Here is a 16,971-nt window from a genome sequence, read left to right on the forward strand (position 1 = left end):
CCGCGTTGACAACAGCCCGCACGGAGTGATAGTCTGAATAGGCAGGTCCAGTAGCTCAGGGGATAGAGCGGCCGCCTCCTAAGCGGCAGGTCGGCTGTTCGAGTCAGCCCTGGATCATTGCCAAAAGCCTACGGCTTTTGGCTAGCAGTTTCGCACAAGTGCGAAACTGCATGATTGATAGCCTATGGCTTTTTCGCGGCAGTTTTGCGAGGCAAAACTGCAGGATTGGTAGCTGTGGGCTTTTGGCTAGCAGTTTCGCACAAGTGCGAAACTGCATGATTGGTAGCCTGTGGCTTTGAAGGGCTAAGGCTTTTTGAAAAATTGTGCGGCCGTCGTATAACGGTATTACCCGAGCTTCCCAAGCTCGTGACGCGGGTTCGACTCCCGTCGGCCGCTAAGAAAAAATTGGATAAAAACTGGAAGAAGTTTTAGTTTTTTCTAATTTTATTAAAATGGGGATACGGGAGTCTGGAAATATTTATTAGTATTTACTACAGACTTTGCGATTGCTACATACTTTGCTTTGCCCGCGGCGCGGATACCGTTTTTTCAAATAAAAGCTGGAGTTTTGCGTCTCTTCGGACAACGCCTATCTATGTACTTTGTCGGGAGGGCGCAAAACTCCAAGCTAAAAAAGCCGTAGGCTTTTTTAGCACGGCGCCGGAACGTTTGGATTTTGTTCAGCTACGCCCCTTGACGGGGCGTTGGGGTTTGTTCCCCGTCGGCCGCTTTAGGATAAATAAAGAAGAGAAAATATCTTATTGACAAGTAGTGCATAGTGCACTACATTATATCTATGAAGCTGATCGGTATTGAATGGGATGATAATAAAAACATCCTTAACAAGCAGTTACACGATTTGAGCTTTGAAACTGCCCAGTATGTTTTTACTGATCCTGAAAGACTTGAACGCATTGATCGGAGTGAAGAAAATACATCAGGTGAAGAAAGATGGCAAACTCTGGGCATGGTAGGTAAAGTTCTCTTTGTGGTCTATACAGAACGAGGAGAGAATAAGCGCATTATATCCGCACGGGTAGCGGAAAAACATGAAAGGAGAAGTTATCATGGGAATTATCAGATCGACGGTATGGGTTGGTCAAAAGCCACCTAAAGAAGCAATTAGAGAGGTCAGGAAAGCGGCGCGAAAGCCTATTCGCTATACAGAGGACTGTCCAAAATCTACGCCAGAAGCATTAAAAGAATTCGCTCAATTAGCGGCTGAACGTAACAGACGAAAAAAGAAGAAATCAATAACAATACGCATTGCCCCTGACATTTTGGAAAGTTACAAAACAATGGGCGATGGTTATACTGGCATTATGGCTGATGTCCTTAAATACGCCGTCAATAATCCCACTATTCTGACCAACGCCACAAAATAAAAAAAGGAGAAAAATATGGCAGAAAAAAACAATGAATGTAAATGTACCTATGGCTGTGCAAGGCACGGAGACTGCAAGGCTTGTCAGGAGTACCACAGAAAAGACGGTTCCCGTACAAACTGCGGAAAAACCGGGCATGAGGACAAAAAAAATAATAATTAGAAATAAAACCCCAGATATTGTATAATTTGATAAATACAGGAGAAATATATGATTTTTGATAAAAACGGTAAAATTTATTCAAAAATGGAATTTGTTGATGAAGATGAAATTGAAAATGTAGTAATAAATAATTTTAAACTACTTTTTGGGGACTATTCAATTTTATTGGATAAAAACCTAATAAGTACAAATTCAGGCAAAGGAAGTATTCCTGATGGCATAATAATAAATTTTCAAGAAAATAAATGGTATATTTTAGAAGTTGAAAGAGGTATTCATGGTACATGGGAACATATTGCACCTCAAATTTCAAAACAGATAACGGCAATGGAAAACATTGATACCAAAATCAAGATAGCAGAAAATTGTATAAAAAAGATAAATAAAAACACTGCATTTAAAGATTTACTAAATGAAATTGATATTGAAGAAATAAACATTCATGGAACTATTAACAAAATTCTTAAATTACCTCCTATTGTAGCATTACCAATAGATTTTATCCCAAATGATTTAAAAGATTGGTCAAAAACATTAAAAGTTGAGGTTATTGTTTGGCTTGTAGAAAAATATGTTGATATTAATGGTAATGTATTGTTTAGTATTCCTGAAAAAGAAATAGAACCAGAAATAGATTCTAGTGATGATAATGAAAAAATAACAGGAGATATTCTTTCTCAAGTAATAAATAAAGGTCTTTTAACAATTGGTCAAGAATTATATTTTGAATATGGTCCAAAAGGAAAAACAAAAACAAAATTTATTGGTATAGTTAGAAAGAATGGTATTGAAGTAGATGGTGAAATATCATCCGTTAGTGTTTCTTCGTTAAGATGTATTCAAAAAATTAGTCCTTCCAGAACTACATCAAATGGCTGGGTTGTATGGAAAACAAAAGATGGAAAACTAATTAATGAATTATATAAAAAATTGACTCAATAAAAAAGGACACAGAGGCAACCCCCATGTCCTTTTCCATTTATCGCTCGTGAATACTTACTTCAACAAAGCTTTCGCTTTCTTCACAAAGCTGTCAACATCTAGTCCGTAGCGGGTTACAAGGTAGTCCTGCGTTCCCACTTCGCCGAATTCGTCGTTAATGCCGATGCGCGCGAACTTGCAGCGGCAGCCTTCTTCGGCAATTATTTCCGCTACTGCGCTGCCGAGTCCGCTCATTATTTGGGCGTTCTCCGCGCTGATGATTGCGCGTACTTTGCCGGCTTGGTTCAATATCGCGTCGCGGTCAATCGGTTTTAATGTAAGAACATCAAGCACTCCGGCGCTGATTCCCTCTGTGGCAAGTTTTTCGCAGGCTTTAAGCGATTGGTTTACCATGAGGCTTCCAAGCGCTACAAAGCAAACGTCTTTTCCCTCTTTTAAAACTTTTGCCTGCCCGAACTTGAAAGTTTCATTTTCTGAATACAGATATGGCACGGGTTTGCGCGGGATACGCAGATAATGACAGCCGTATTCTTCCGCCATTAAACGGACAAAGGCGGCGCAGGACGTGGGGTCGGACGGCTCAATCATTGTAACTTTTGGAATTACCCTCATCAGAGCAAGTTCTTCAAAGGGCATGTGAGTTCCGCCGTTAAACGCGGCTGTTACTCCTGGGTCTGTGCCAATCAATTTTACGTTTAACTTTGCGTAGTTGGCGGAAAGAAAAAATTGATCATATACGCGCCTTGATGAAAAACAGCCGAAGCCTGACGCAAACGGAATTTTACCCAGAGTGGAAAGACCGGCGGCAACGCCAATCATGTTGGCTTCCGCAATACCGCAGTTGAAAAAACGGTCGGGATATGTTTTCTTAAAAATACCCGTGTTCGTGCAACTCATTAAATCCGCTTCCAGCACCACAATGTTTTTATTTTTTTCGGCTAATGCCATTACTGTATCGACATACGCCATTCGCATTTCTTTTTGTTGTTCTGCCATGATTTACTCCTTATCCAACGCGGCAATGGCTTCTCTTGCCTTTTCCATGTCGAAAGCCATGCTGTGATTTTTCTCCACGCCTTCCGCGAAGCTACAGCCCTTTCCTTTGATTGTGTGCATTACAATCATCGAAGCTCTTTCTTTTTCCGCAAGAGCTTTGTCAATCGCGGCATCCAAAGCGGCAATGTCATGACCATTGACTTCCTGAGTGAACCAACCGAATTGTTCCCACTTTGCGGCAATGTTTCCCATGTCCAAAATGTCTTTGCAAAAGCCGTCAAGCTGTTGTTTGTTGTTATCGGTAAAAGCGATTAAGTTGGGAAGTTTTTGAAAGCCCGCGAATAATGCGCCTTCCCAAATCTGCCCTTCGTTGGATTCGCCGTCGCCGATAATCGTGTATACGGTCGATGTTTTTTTATCCATCTTTAAACCGAGAGCAATGCCGATAGCGGCTGAAAAGCCCTGCCCAAGAGAGCCTGTCGTCATGTCAATGCCGGGGGTCTTGTTGCGGTCGCAGTGGCTGGGGAGGCTTGTTCCGCCCTTGTTCAGTGTAGTAAGCCAGTCCTTGGGGAAAAATCCCTTGAGCGCCAAAGTCGCGTAAACGGCGGGACCGGAGTGTCCCTTGGAAACTACCAGTTGATCGCGTTCTTCCCAACGGGGATTTTTCGGATCAACCTTCATTTTGTGAAAGTATAACAGAGCCAAAAGGTCAACGATTGACATGGCTCCTCCGATATGACCTGTTCCAAGATTTCCGATTTCTTCGATTGTCATTTTACGGATTTCTTTTGCTTGCGCTTTTAGATAATTTTCAGTTTCTTTATCCATGCTGTTCTCCTCTAAATAATAAGTTAATATATCATAAATAAAGGTGTTTGTCATGTACCATTGACAGTGTAAGAAAGTAAAACTATTATTAGAAAGATGCAATTAAAAGGTCTTTATCTGGCGTTTATTTTTTTTATTTTGGTCAATATTGGTCAAACTTTCGCGCAAACGGCAGAAGAGTCCAAAACGCCTGAGGTGGCTAAAGCGGAAAAACCTATCAGACTGGGAACAGGTTTAGGCTATTCATTCATAGGATACAGGGAAGAAACGGATTTACCTTTAAACAGATATTTGGATACTGTAAATTTTAATATGAACGGCAGTGTCGAACTAAACAAATTTAGTTATTTGTTTAGTTTTGGGTTTTTAACAGGTGAAACCAATCCATTAGAAATAAAAAACAATGATGATTATTTTACATATTACCAGAAGGAACATATCTTTCTAAGATTATATTTTGAACATGCGTTTGATTATCGGGTATGGGGAAACAGCGCTTTTCCGGGATACCTTGGTAGCGCAATAAGGGGCGATTTATATTATTCCGCTTTGCAGGAATCATATTATTACAGCCTAACCATATTATGTTCGTTTAATATACATGTGACACAGAAATGGATCATAAACGAAAAAAACGAATTGATTTTTTCTATGAGTATTCCTTTTTTAGGTTATGCTATAAGACCTCCTTATTACGGATTACTTTACGCCCCGCTTGATTCAGAGAAAAGAGTAACTAGCTTCCATAATTACATGGCGATTTTTGGCGACTTAAAATATTATCATAAATTAAACGGATTGCTTTCTTTTTATTTGGGTCTTGGTTTTGAACTTTCTCATATTACTTTTCCGCAACCAAGAAAAGACGCGTCGTTTTGCATGAATACGGGCGTTGCATTTACTTTTTAGGAGAGAAAGTGAAAATTAAATTGCTGATATTACCTATAGTTGTCTTTTTTTCCGCATGTCAGTTATTTTTAGGACCAGACCCTGATACCAGTCCTTCTGAAGTATTAAAAAGCCTCTGGAATGATTTTAATAATATCCATGCAAATTTGGATTTTAGAATGAGCTATAACCTTAAATATAACAGTTGGTATGATGTATATCATAATAAATCAACAGGGTATGCCCTTAAAGTTTATTCCGACATGGACGAAGAATCATTATTTAGTGTATGCGCAAATATGTTAAAAGAGTTAAATGATCCTCATGTCGGGTTATATGCCCCCGGTAAGTTTTCCAGTAGTTATTATTCCAGCAGTGAATATTTTAGTTCTTTAACGGTAAAAAGTTATCTAAACAAAAACGGTAATAATGGATATAAAAACTTTTTATTTGGCACATTTATTTCCAATCCCAATATAGGTTACATTTATATTTCATCATTTATAAATGATGACCCTGAGACGGAAGGAAATGAATGGGGTAGATCTATAGACAATATTGTAGACAGTCTTGCAGATACCAAAGCTCTTGTTTTGGATGTTCGCGATAACAGAGGGGGAGATATATATGTAATGGAATATATTGCCGCTCGTTTTGCGTCTGTGCCAAAAGATTATATTAAAGCAAGAATTAAAACGGGGTCAGGAACAAATGACTTATCCACGCCTATAATTTATACAGTAAAAAGTATTAAGAAAGCTTCCGACGGCAAGTATGGTTATACAAAACCAATTATACTATTAACAAATAAAAGTACAGTTTCCGCGGCGGAATGGTTTACTATGGCATTGCGGACGCAGGATCATGTAAAACATGTAGGAACAACAACATGCGGAGCATTTTCCGCGCGTAATGATCGTTTTATGATAAACGGGTGGATTTATTCAATATCGCCGGAAAGAGTCACAGATATGAACGGAAAAATTTATGAAGGAATAGGAATATCTCCTTACATAGAAACTAAAAATACAACGAATCAGACAGATAATCAACTGGAAGACGCGTTTAAATACGCAAAAGAGTTAGCGGGTATAGAATGAAAATCAGCAATTTAAAGAAATTTATATTCGTCGCTCTTTCTGTTGCGCTCTTTTTTATTGCTTGTAAAGAAGAGGAAAATTCAGACGACGATAGTTGCGCTATCGTTTCAATCTCCGCTGACGGTTCTATAGACGCTAGAACAACCATGCTAACCATAACAGTTAACGATGACAAACTTATTCTTACCGCCGATGACATAAAAATAAACGCTGCATTTTCTGTTATAAAAGACGTTATGTCACAGACAAGTACGACGACTTATGAACTTCTTATAACATCTGGAGGTAAAGGGACGATTAGAGTAGGACTTGATCCGTATCGGGGATTTACAGGATGGAACGCAAAAACCGCGACTGTATATGCTGATTGGTATTTTAGCGGGACTTCAAACTTGACAATAACAGGTTACTATCAGTCAGTTGATTCATTAACGATACCAAAGGAATTAGCGCCCGGAACGCTTGTTACGGCGATAGGATACAGAGCGTTTTATGATAACGAACTGACAAGCGTAGAGATTCCTGACAGCGTTGAGGCTATTGGGGACAGCGCGTTTGCCGATAATCAACTTACAGAGATTATTATTCCCGATAGCGTTAAAACTATTGGAATTACTTCATTTGCATATAACCAGTTGACCGATGTTACTATTCCTGAAAGCGTTACCGCCATTGGCTCAGGCGCGTTTGGCTATAACCAGTTGTCCTTTGTTACTATACCGGAAAAAATTACCTATATAAGAAGTTCCACATTTGCATATAATCGGATCACAAGTATTGATATTAAAGGAAATGTTGTTTCCATAGGAGAAGACGCATTTGCTTATAACAAGATTACCGATATTACTATTCCTGAAAATGTTATTTCCATTGGCTCTGGCGCATTTGGAAATAACAAATTAAAAAATATTAACATTACCGATAAAGTCGTCTACCTTTCAGGTTTTAATAACAACGAAATAGAAGATATTCTTATTCCCGATACGGTTATTACCATTGGAGCTAACGCGTTTGCCTATAATCAGCTTACAGAGGTTGATATTCCCGATAGCGTTACAACTATTGGGAATAATGCATTTTTACATAACCAATTAAACAAAGTTAAAATTTCCGAGAAAGTTACTGATATTGGATACAAAGCGTTTGCAAACAATGAGCTAAACGAAATTACCATACCTGGCAAAGTTGAATATATTGAAATTCAAGCCTTTATAGATAACCCGTTGACCGAAATCACCATTGGAGAAAATGTAACGCTTGGCAGTTCCGCTTTTGGCAATGGTTTTGAGAGCGCTTATTATAAAAACGGCAGAAAAGAAGGAACTTATACCCTTGTCGATAATACATGGGTTGTTCCCTGATACGCCTTTTATAATTTTACGGATATTTTCGCCCCAACATCTTTTGCGCCAACTCAATGTCTCCCGCGCTTATTGCGGCGCGGATACGGCTGGAGCTGATGGGCGCGGAGCCTTCTGTAATTTTCGGCACAATTTCCGCGGGAATGTTATGCTCGGCAAAAAATTTTTGAATCGCCGTTGCGTCAGTATCTTGTTGATGACCGCACTTAAAATCGTTTCCGACCACGAAAAAGCCGACATTGCCACGCTCTAACAAAATTTTTAAAAAATCAATCCCCGACATTTGTTTAACTTCTTTGGTAAAGTCAATAACAATCGTTACTTTTACTCCTAAGCTTTCAAATATATCCAGTCTTTGTTTAAAAGTTAAAATATGTCCGCTCTCAATTTTATGGTTATCCTTAAAAGTAATAACCACTGGTATTTTATCCACGTTATGCGATATAACCCTCTTTAACAATTCCTGATGTCCCAAATGTACACCGTCAAAAACGCCAACCGTCATAGAGGAAAGTTTTCCGTTATGAGAAAATCCTTTTTTAATAAAATTCCGCCATTCAATTATTTGCATCATTTTTTCTTTTCACTAATTTTTATAAGTTCTTTTAATTTTTTGCGGAAAAGTTCATAGTCCGGAGCAAGGGCGCAGGCTCTTCTTACTAAACGTATTGCGGTTTTAATCCTGCCCTTAATGTAAAAAACAATACCCCATAAATAATAAAGAGCCGGATCCGGTTTTGGGCGCGGTCTTAAAGCACACCTGAGTTTGTGGGAAATTTCAAATTCTTTCGCGCTCTTATCATAGTCTTCGAGACTGAACGCCCATTTTCCCGCAAGAGCGTGGGCTTCCCAGTTATCCTTTCCAAGGACAGACAATTTTTGTATAAGCGCGGCAAGTTCCGGCATATTATCCTGATTAAGAAAAATTTTTCCGGCTGCGATATAACGCGTCAAAGCTTCTTTTTCGTCCCCCGCCATTTCATACGCGTTAGCTGCATTAACCGCGTAGACGCCGTTTTGCTTGCTCATCTCAAACGCCGTGTCCCATGCTTCGGCGGAATCAGCGTAATTTTTAAGTTCCCAACGGCATTTTGCGAGTAGTGTGTAAAAGTCAATATCTTTTTCTATTTTAAAAGGATTATTTATTATAAACTCATTTAATTCTTCAAATTTATTTAACTCATTTAATATTTTTATTTTTTCCGTGTGCGCTATTTTCCCTTCGGCGGAATCTGGCCATTGATCAAGAATCGCGTTTATAAATTCTTCCGCATTGCTGTATTGCCCAAGACGGAATGACATTCTCGCCGCAAGAAGCAATTCTCTTTTTGTCCTTACTTCCGACGATGCGGAAACAGTGCGAATAACTTCGTCCCTGCGTTTCCACGCCCTACTGATCTGATCCAAAGCTTTTGCAGGTTCGCCCATTACGGCAAAAGTTTCCGCAAGCCTTAATCGCCCCTCGGCGTTGATATTTATATCGTCAGTTAATTTTTTAAAAGCATCTTCTACATATTTAATTCGCGAATCAACGGAAATATATTCAAGATGAGCTTTACAAACATATTCGTTTTTTTCTTCTAAGGGTTCTTTAGGTTCGCTGTCAGGTTTTTGTTTGTCGGTCTTTTTCTTTTCATCAGATTCATAAGAAGCCATAACAAAACCAAGCGCGCCATAATCCGAAGAAGTGTCGTTTACTTCTCCAAGCCATTTGTCGTTTACAAGAAAAATCAAATAAGTGCCACAGGTGACTATTTTTATGTTAAAATTAATTTTGTCAAAATCAGGTATATCTGTCCAGGCAATTAAGGTTTTGGGAGAACTGTCTTTTACAACGTCAAGACGGAAGTACCCTTTGTTTGAGACAAGGGCTAAATAGTATGAGCCTTCGTCCATAATATGAAAAATAATGCCGGCTGCCGCGTAACTACCAAGGGTTTCCAAGCGGATTTTTGCTTCTATTATGTGATCTTCAAATTCATAGTCCGGCATATCTACCCACGCGATACAGCTTTCCTTTTTTAAGCCAAGCGTAAGAGAGCTTTTTGACAGGTAGGCATTATATGAAGATTCTGATTTAATATCAAAAGGGGATTTTTTTGTTTTGGCAAAATCAATTATTAACTTACCTTCGGATACAATACCGTCCTCGTCTTTATATCTCGGATTTATTTGCCGTAATTTATTGGAGAGTGCGTAAATGAACCTTTTGGAAAAAGTGAACATATTTAAGATGTACATTAAAAAGGTAAAAAAGTCGATATGTAATATTTGCAAAAATATTGCCGTTAAAGTCAAAAAATCTATACATTTTATAGGTAAAGTATGTGTTTTTGTCTTAAATGAGATAAAAGAAGCAATATGCCATATTGGTAGGATAATTATTCTTGCCTTTTTAAAAATGGCAGATGCGATATGTTATGTTGGTAAAAAAATTGCCGTTATTGCGGTAAAAATCGCTATCAAAGCAAAAGACGCGGTATGTTATGTTGGCGGAAAAATTGTTCTAATTGCCAAAAAGATTGCCGTCATTACTAAAAAAATAGCAAACAAAATAAAAGTGTCAATGCACCCAGTAAGCTGGACGGATATTTTTATTCTTGCGGCTTTGCTTGTTATTATTCTTACTCCGATAATTATTAATTTGTTTTTCAAGTTGGAAGCGAAAGCCAGACAGGTGAATCTGTATTTGTCTGTAAGCGGCGAAGAATTATTCGGGAAAGATTTAATGGAAACGTTAATACGGGAATTTGAAGAAAAAAATCCCGACATTCAGTTGAAGTTTGCCAATAGCCCCACTCCCGCTGAGCCGGATATTCTTTTTTTAAACGAAGGCGATTTTAGCGCGTTTATCGCCGCAAACGAGTTAATGGAACTAAATACGTTTACCGAATATAATTCAGGCTCGCGGCAAATGGCAATTCCCCTTGTCTCTTTTATGGATATGTTTTTTTATAATATTAATATTCTCTCCGCCGCTGGTTTTGATCACCCGCCTAAAACAAGAGACGAGTTTTTGGTTTATGCAAGGGCTGTTTCACGCGGGGATTCAGGCACGGCGGGATACGCGTTAAGTTTGAGCCAAAAAGATCGTCAAGCTTTGGCAAGAGATGTCTTTTCATGGATATGGGCTTCAGGCGGCAGTTTATTTTCGGTAGATGAGGACGGCGTTCTTGTTTTTAACAAAGACGCGATAAAAGAACTTTCATTTTTCGGCGTTCTGAGCAAAGAAGGATTACTTGCGCCGAATATTTTTGAAACAACAGGCGATGAACGTATAGAAGCCTTTGCTCAAGGAAAGACCGCAATGATAATTGCTTCTACTGGAGCAATTCCGTACTTGAGAGAGAAAATGGGAGACAACGCATTTGGCATAACAACAATTCCCGTTTCAGGGACAGGCGGAAAATACACCATAGACATTTCCTCTATTTATGTGGGCATTTCCGCCAATACCGCTTACCCCGAAGAAGCATGGAGTTTTCTTTCGTTTCTTGCGAGCAAAAGCAATCTCCTTTGCGAAAAATTAAACGCCGTTCCCGGTATGGTTTCTAACATTATTCCAGGCAATTATGTAAGAGACGATCTTTTTTACTCCAAAGCATGGGAAATTTTTGAAGCTTCAATTGTTGCGGAAAATTTGTCTGTTAAACCGGAAACGTTGGAATATGAAAACAATTTTTTAGAAGAGCTAAAAACATTTTTTGAAAAACAATGAAAAAAACTCCCTGTGATAATTATTTTTAATAACAGGTAATATATTCACAAATTTTGTTGATTGTGATATAATTATGTGGGGGTATTATGAAAAAGTCAAAATATTTATCATGCTTTCTTTTTTCTATATGTTTATTAATATTTGCCAGTAGTTTATTTATTTCTTGTAAGAGGGAAAAACCCCTCCCCGATCCTGAATATGTTGCGGCGGTTTCGGGCGGAATCTTGAATAAAAGCGCGCCTGTAATTGTTGAATTCAAATTCGGTCAGGATACGTCCGTGCCATTAGCGTCTAACGCATTGGTTCTAAGCCCGAAAGTTAAGGGTACTGTTTCATGGCAGGACGAGTATACTCTTGTTTTTACTCCTTCCAAAAAATATAAGCAAGGACAAAAGTACAATGTGGTCGTGAATATCAAAGGAATTCCCACATTTAATTTTTCTTTTACGGCGGCGTTTCCTGTTTTTCGGGTAGAACTTGAACCTGTACAGTTAGGTGACGATGATAATGTTATTATCTCGGGAGTTGTCAATGCCGATGAAGACGCGGAAATTTCAAAAATAGAGCAAACTGTCAGCTCAAAAGAGTTAGGTAAAATTTCATGGACGCATACTGACAATGTTCATCGTTTTGTTTTTGAGCCTGTTAAACGCGGCGAGGCTTCCAGAACTGTTGAAGTTACATGGAAAGGTAAACCTTTGGGAATCGATGAAAATGGGTTTGTTGTCGTATTAATTCCCGGCTTGGATATTTTCGAAATGCTTGATCTTCAATTTGCTAACGATATAATAGAAGTTTCATTTTCAAAAAATCTTAAAGCTAATCAGGATTTAAGAGGTTTTATTTCTCTTTCCGGTAACACTGACGTGCGTTATACGCTAGATGGAAATATAATAAAAATTTTCGGAAATAATTCAGGCGGTATTCCGGCGGGAGCGGAACTTGTAATTCAGGATTTAGTAGATGTAGACGGTAAACGTTTAAGCACTCCGATTCAGTATACAGTTCCCGATAAATGGGAATTGCCTGAGGTGCGTTTTGCCGGAAACGGCGCTATTTTGCCGACAAGCCAGGGGTCTCAGATTGTAATTGAAACTAAAAATGTTACCGGCGTTTTGGTAGAAGCGTTTCAAATTTACAATCAAAATATGGTTTATTTTTTACAATATAATAACCTTACAGGCGATTCTCAACTTGATCGCGTAGGTGAGCCTGTGTGGACAAAAGCTTTTGATTTCCAATGGGTAGCGTCCGATCAAAATCGTTGGATACGCCACGGGCTTGATATGGCGGAGCTAAGTAAAAAATTTCCTGGCGGAATGTTCCATGTAAGGATTACTTTCAGGCAACGGCATGTTAAATATGTTTGTGATAAAGGACACAAGGATTTTTCCGGCTATGAATTTCCCGATGACTCTTTTTCACCGCGTTATACGATAAGCGGCGTGACATCTTCGAGTTATTATAATTCTAAGGATTACAGTTGGAATGAATGGTATAACAATCGCACTGATCCATGTCATCCGGCTTTTTATTTTGATATGTATGGGCACAATATAACAGAGAGCCGGAATGTGCTTGTTTCGGATTTAGGGCTTATTGCAAAACGCTCTCTTGACGGTTCATGGCTTATCGTGACGACAAATCTTATTACCGCCCGCGCCGCGCCTAATGTTGAATACAAGGTTTACAATTATCAGGGACGCGTTCTTAATCAGGGCAGAACAAACTCAAACGGCATTGCGACAATTCCTGCGTCTTCGGATACGGCAAGCGGCTCGCGTCCTGTTGTGTATGCGGAAAGTAATTTAGGCAGAGCGTATCTTAAAGTTAATGATTCTCAGGCTCTTTCTGTAAGCCATTTTGATATTTCGGGCGGTACTCCTTCTTCGGGACTGCGTGGGCTCATCTACGGGGAGCGTGATGTGTGGCGTCCCGGCGATGATATATTCCTTACATTCCTTCTTGCCGATCCGCTTGGCTCTCTTCCTCAGAATCATCCTGTTATATTTGAATTGGAAGACCCAAGAGGTCGCCCTGTTATAAATCGCACTTACACTTCTTCCGTAGACGGATTTTATTCCCTTGCGGCTGTTACAGCGTCAGACGCTCCTACCGGAGACTGGACTGCAAGGGTAAGAGTTGGCGGCAAGACATTTAATAAAAACATAAAAATAGAAACCATTATGCCAAACAGATTAAAAATCGATCTTGATTTTGGTACAAATGAATTTATTAAAAGCGGTTCTCAAAAGATTCCTTTGGTATCCCAATGGCTTTACGGAGCGCCGGCTTCCGGCTTAAAAGCCGATATTTCTGCCGTTTATGCGGACAAAGAAACAACATTTAAAGGTTATGAAGATTATTCTTTCCGTGATCCTTCCAGAAACATTTCGACAGAACGGCAGAACATCTGGAGCGGAACTCTTGACGGCGAAGGAAAAGCCATAGTAACAATGAATTTTAATCCCGGTCCATCCGTTCCCGGCAGGGTAATAGCGCGGTTTATGACGCGGATTTTTGAACCGTCAGGAGTTTTTTCGTCGGAACAAATCAGCAAAGAGTATTCGCCTTACAGCAGTTATGTCGGAATAAAATTGTCCAAAGGGGACGAAAGAAATATGCTGCTTACCGATACGGATCACAAGGCGGATATAGTAATTCTTGACGAAGACGGAAAACCGTTGCGAGGAAACATCGATCTTGATTGTGCTATTTATAAAATAAATTGGCGTTGGTGGTGGGAAAAAGGAGATAACGAGTCCGCAGAATTCGCATCGGCACTTTCCAAAACTCCGATTTCACGTCAAACAGTTACCGCCGTAAACGGCAAGGCGACTTTTACTTTTAATATTAAATATCCCGATTGGGGACGTTACATCGTGATAGCCAAAGACGGTAAAGGCGGACACGCTGCGGCTCAAACAACGTATATTGATTGGCCCGGTTGGGCGGGACGTGCCCGTGACGGCGGTCAGGGTTCGCAGACAATGTTGACATTAACTGCCGGAAAACAAACATATAACACAGGTGAAAAAATACAGATAACATTCCCGTCCAATAAAGACGCAGCCGCTCTTGTTGTGTTGGAAAAAGGCGGAAACATAATAAAAAACGAATGGATTAGCTGTCAGGAAGGAACAACAAAATATGAATTTAACGCTGAACAGTCTATGGTTCCGAATATTTATGTGCATATAACTCTTGTTCAACCGCATTTACAAACACAAAACGATCTTCCAATACGCCTTTACGGCATTACTCCCGTAATGGTTGAGGACGCGAGAGTTGTAATTAATCCGCAGATTAAAACGCAGGAAAATTGGCAAGCAGAATCAAAAGTTTCATTTACGATTAGTGAAGAAAAAGGCAGACCGATGGCGTATACAGTTGCGGTAGTGGACGAAGGGCTTCTAGGTCTTACCCGTTTTAATTTGCCCAACCCGAAAAATACTTTTTACGCCAGAGACGCTTCGTTTATCAATTCATGGGACCTTTTTCAGGAAGTTATCGGAGCTTATTCGGGCAAACTGGAAACCTTCCTTGCTATTGGAGGCGGCGATGACGGCGAAGTAAATTCGCAAAAAGAGACGCAGCGGTTCAAACCTGTGGTGCGTTTTTTTGGACCCTTTGAAATCGGCAAGAACGGACAAAAGACCGAAACTTTTGATCTGCCTCCGTATATCGGAGCGGTGCGAATTATGGTTCTCGCCGCTTCTTCCACAAGCGAACCTCAAACCGGCAGAGTATTGCGTGGTTACGGAATTGCCCAAACAACAGTAAAAGTAACTTCCGATCTTATGGTCTTCGCTTCTTTGCCAAGAGTGCTTTCGCCAAGCGATGAATTTGAAGTTCCTGTCTATGTAAACGCTCAAAAGGACGGAAGAAGAAACGTAAAAGTAGCTCTCTCTGTACCGGGTGCGACAATTCAAGGCAACTCAACACAGGATGTGCCTTTTGAAAAAAGCGAAGAAAAATTAATCCGCTTTAAAGTAAAGTCTCCCAATAACCCGGGAAAATTAAAATTTACGGTAACGGCGGACTCATCGGGATTAAAAACAGCACAGCAGGTTGTAGAAATCGAAGTTCGCTCTACGGCAGTTCCCGTAACAAAGTCAATACAAACGTTGCTCTCCGCAGGCGAGACATGGAAGGGAACTCTTGATTATCCCGGCAGAGAGGGAACAAATAACATTGTCGCAAGTTTCTCAAGACTTCCGCCGCTCAATCTTGAATCACGGTTGGATTATTTAATTAAGTATCCTCACGGCTGTGCTGAACAAACTACAAGCGGCTCATTCCCTCAACTTTATCTTGATAAGGTTCTTTTACTGGACGACAATAAAAAAGCCGAAATCAGAACAAACGTAAACGGCGGAATAGAGCGTGTTTTAGGTATGCAGTTAATGTCGGGGGGCTTTTCGTATTGGCCCGGCGAATCGGTTGTAAATGACTGGTGTTCTTCTTATATTGGGCATTTCCTTCTTGAAGCGAGGAAGGCAGGTTATGAAGTGCGTACAACCGCTATTAGGAACTGGATAAATTACCAAAAGAACGCCGCAGCACAATGGCAGGTAAGCGGCAATAAACATACCGAACAGGCGTACCGTCTTTACACTCTGGCTCTTGCAGGCGAAGCCGATCTTGGATCGATGAACCGCTTGCGAAGCCATAAATTGCCGTTTCAGGCAAGCTGGCGTCTTGCCGCAGCGTATTGGCTTGCCGGACAGCGTGATACAGCCCGAAACATGATAAAAGGTTTGGCTTTGCCGGAAAAAGATTACCGTGAGCTTTCTGAAACATTCGGCTCAACTCTCAGAGATAAGGCGATGATTCTTGAAACTTTAATTTTGTTAAATTCTCCTGAGGAGGTGGGAAGAACCAAAAAGCTCTTTGAAGAAATAACAGATACGCTTTCTCAGGACAAATGGCTTTCAACTCAGGAGACGGCATACGCCCTTATCGCCATAGCTCCGTATATGTCTAGCAATGCCGGAACAGGAGCGTTGTCGTTGGATTATTCCGTAGCCGGAAAAACTGGAAACATCTCTTTTACCGCTCCTGTCGCAGAACGCTCTTTTGAAAACGTAACCGGAGCTAACGCCGCTTTGTCGGCGACTAATCGTTCATCTTCTCCTGTTTATGTAAGATTCACGGCAAAAGGACTTCCCGTTGAGGGAAAAGAACCCGCCCTTTCCGAAGGTCTTTCGCTAACCGTTGAATATCGAGACTCCAACAGTAGAGTAATTGCTCCTGAAAACTTAAAACTAGGCGATGATATGGAAATCTCTGTTCGTGTACGCAATACATTTTCTCAGTCTGTGGAAGAAGCCGCTCTTATTATTCCTCTTTCCGCATCGTGGGAAATCGTCAACGCACGGCTTGGCGGCAGTGCCTCTTCATCGAATTTCCGTTATCAGGACATAAGGGACGACAGAGTGATGACATACTTTAATCTTAACAGAGGCGAAGAAAGAACGATAACCTTCAGGGTAAACAAAGCCTATGAAGGCTCTTTCTTTAGACCGGCAATACATGTTTACGCTATGTATGACGAGTCAATCAGAGCGTTAATTCCGGGCGTGCGATAA

Annotated in this window: 13 protein-coding genes and 2 tRNA genes; 11 read left to right on the forward strand and 4 right to left on the reverse strand. The window is 40.2% G+C overall.

The annotated features are described in order from the left end of the window. Window positions 1-44 precede the first annotated feature (44 nt). The 6 genes from ACYVTD_RS02390 (at window position 45) to ACYVTD_RS02415 (ending at window position 2,489) form a co-directional block, all read left to right on the forward strand. Window positions 45-117: transfer RNA gene (locus ACYVTD_RS02390), tRNA-Arg, on the forward strand. Window positions 118-325: 208 nt separating this feature from the next. Beyond that, window positions 326-396: transfer RNA gene (locus tag ACYVTD_RS02395), tRNA-Gly, on the forward strand. A gap of 382 nt (window positions 397-778) precedes the next feature. Continuing rightward, a complete protein-coding gene (locus tag ACYVTD_RS02400) occupies window positions 779-1,114 on the forward strand; it encodes a BrnT family toxin (protein ID WP_461246179.1) in 336 nt (111 codons plus the stop codon). Next, window positions 1,068-1,385, forward strand: coding sequence for a BrnA antitoxin family protein (locus ACYVTD_RS02405; RefSeq protein WP_461246180.1), 318 nt, complete (start codon window positions 1,068-1,070; stop codon window positions 1,383-1,385). The genes ACYVTD_RS02400 and ACYVTD_RS02405 overlap by 47 nt, the downstream gene beginning before the upstream one ends. A gap of 15 nt (window positions 1,386-1,400) precedes the next feature. After that, window positions 1,401-1,547 carry a hypothetical protein gene (locus ACYVTD_RS02410; RefSeq protein WP_461246181.1) on the forward strand — a complete coding sequence of 49 codons (147 nt, stop codon included), beginning with the start codon at window positions 1,401-1,403 and terminating at the stop codon, window positions 1,545-1,547. 48 nt (window positions 1,548-1,595) lie between these two features. Then, the gene (locus ACYVTD_RS02415) at window positions 1,596-2,489 is read left to right on the forward strand and encodes a hypothetical protein (RefSeq protein WP_461246182.1); all 894 of its coding nucleotides are present in this window, start codon (window positions 1,596-1,598) and stop codon (window positions 2,487-2,489) included. A 54-nt stretch (window positions 2,490-2,543) separates the two neighbouring features. Here the strand turns inward: ACYVTD_RS02415 and ACYVTD_RS02420 are convergent, their stop codons facing one another. Then, window positions 2,544-3,485 carry a transketolase family protein gene (locus tag ACYVTD_RS02420; protein ID WP_461246183.1) on the reverse strand — a complete coding sequence of 314 codons (942 nt, stop codon included), beginning with the start codon at window positions 3,483-3,485 and terminating at the stop codon, window positions 2,544-2,546. A gap of 3 nt (window positions 3,486-3,488) precedes the next feature. After that, complete coding sequence (locus tag ACYVTD_RS02425) at window positions 3,489-4,313, reverse strand: transketolase (protein WP_461246184.1); 825 nt, start codon at window positions 4,311-4,313, stop codon at window positions 3,489-3,491. Window positions 4,314-4,451: 138 nt separating this feature from the next. Between ACYVTD_RS02425 and ACYVTD_RS02430 the strand changes: the two genes are divergently transcribed. From ACYVTD_RS02430 to ACYVTD_RS02440, 3 genes are read left to right on the forward strand one after another with little or no spacing between them, the layout of a single operon-like run. Next, on the forward strand, window positions 4,452-5,222 hold the full coding sequence (locus tag ACYVTD_RS02430; RefSeq protein WP_461246185.1) for a hypothetical protein: 771 nt from the start codon (window positions 4,452-4,454) through the stop codon (window positions 5,220-5,222). Between the two features lie 8 nt (window positions 5,223-5,230). Further along, entirely contained in the window at window positions 5,231-6,301 is a 1,071-nt protein-coding gene (locus ACYVTD_RS02435; RefSeq protein WP_461246186.1) for a S41 family peptidase, read from the forward strand. Continuing rightward, window positions 6,298-7,662 (forward strand): leucine-rich repeat domain-containing protein, encoded by a 1,365-nt coding sequence (locus ACYVTD_RS02440; RefSeq protein WP_461246187.1) that lies wholly within the window; start codon window positions 6,298-6,300, stop codon window positions 7,660-7,662. The genes ACYVTD_RS02435 and ACYVTD_RS02440 overlap by 4 nt, the downstream gene beginning before the upstream one ends. A 16-nt stretch (window positions 7,663-7,678) precedes the next feature. On the opposite strand, the gene ACYVTD_RS02445 is transcribed toward ACYVTD_RS02440, so the two are convergent. Then, entirely contained in the window at window positions 7,679-8,236 is a 558-nt protein-coding gene (locus tag ACYVTD_RS02445) for an FAD synthetase family protein (RefSeq protein ID WP_461246188.1), read from the reverse strand. Next, on the reverse strand, window positions 8,233-9,903 hold the full coding sequence (locus ACYVTD_RS02450; RefSeq protein WP_461246189.1) for a tetratricopeptide repeat protein: 1,671 nt from the start codon (window positions 9,901-9,903) through the stop codon (window positions 8,233-8,235). The genes ACYVTD_RS02445 and ACYVTD_RS02450 overlap by 4 nt, the downstream gene beginning before the upstream one ends. 160 nt (window positions 9,904-10,063) lie before the next feature. Between ACYVTD_RS02450 and ACYVTD_RS02455 the strand changes: the two genes are divergently transcribed. Further along, window positions 10,064-11,380 (forward strand): ABC transporter substrate-binding protein, encoded by a 1,317-nt coding sequence (locus ACYVTD_RS02455; protein ID WP_461246190.1) that lies wholly within the window; start codon window positions 10,064-10,066, stop codon window positions 11,378-11,380. Between the two features lie 86 nt (window positions 11,381-11,466). Continuing rightward, window positions 11,467-16,971, forward strand: a complete 5,505-nt coding sequence (locus ACYVTD_RS02460) for an alpha-2-macroglobulin family protein (RefSeq protein ID WP_461246191.1) — start codon at window positions 11,467-11,469, stop codon at window positions 16,969-16,971.

This window comes from Treponema sp. R6D11 (genome assembly GCF_054786075.1).

Excerpts from the sequence above, each read along its gene's own strand:
- ACYVTD_RS02405 (WP_461246180.1), top strand. The coding sequence starts at position 1,068 with ATGGGAATTATCAGATCGACGGTATGGGTTGGTCAAAAGCCACCTAAA.
- ACYVTD_RS02410 (WP_461246181.1), top strand. The coding sequence starts at position 1,401 with ATGGCAGAAAAAAACAATGAATGTAAATGTACCTATGGCTGTGCAAGG.
- ACYVTD_RS02415 (WP_461246182.1), top strand. The coding sequence starts at position 1,596 with ATGATTTTTGATAAAAACGGTAAAATTTATTCAAAAATGGAATTTGTT.
- ACYVTD_RS02420 (WP_461246183.1), bottom strand. The coding sequence starts at position 3,485 with ATGGCAGAACAACAAAAAGAAATGCGAATGGCGTATGTCGATACAGTA.
- ACYVTD_RS02425 (WP_461246184.1), bottom strand. The coding sequence starts at position 4,313 with ATGGATAAAGAAACTGAAAATTATCTAAAAGCGCAAGCAAAAGAAATC.
- ACYVTD_RS02440 (WP_461246187.1), top strand. The coding sequence starts at position 6,298 with ATGAAAATCAGCAATTTAAAGAAATTTATATTCGTCGCTCTTTCTGTT.
- ACYVTD_RS02445 (WP_461246188.1), bottom strand. The coding sequence starts at position 8,236 with ATGATGCAAATAATTGAATGGCGGAATTTTATTAAAAAAGGATTTTCT.
- ACYVTD_RS02450 (WP_461246189.1), bottom strand. The coding sequence starts at position 9,903 with ATGTACATCTTAAATATGTTCACTTTTTCCAAAAGGTTCATTTACGCA.
- ACYVTD_RS02455 (WP_461246190.1), top strand. The coding sequence starts at position 10,064 with ATGGCAGATGCGATATGTTATGTTGGTAAAAAAATTGCCGTTATTGCG.
- ACYVTD_RS02460 (WP_461246191.1), top strand. The coding sequence starts at position 11,467 with ATGAAAAAGTCAAAATATTTATCATGCTTTCTTTTTTCTATATGTTTA.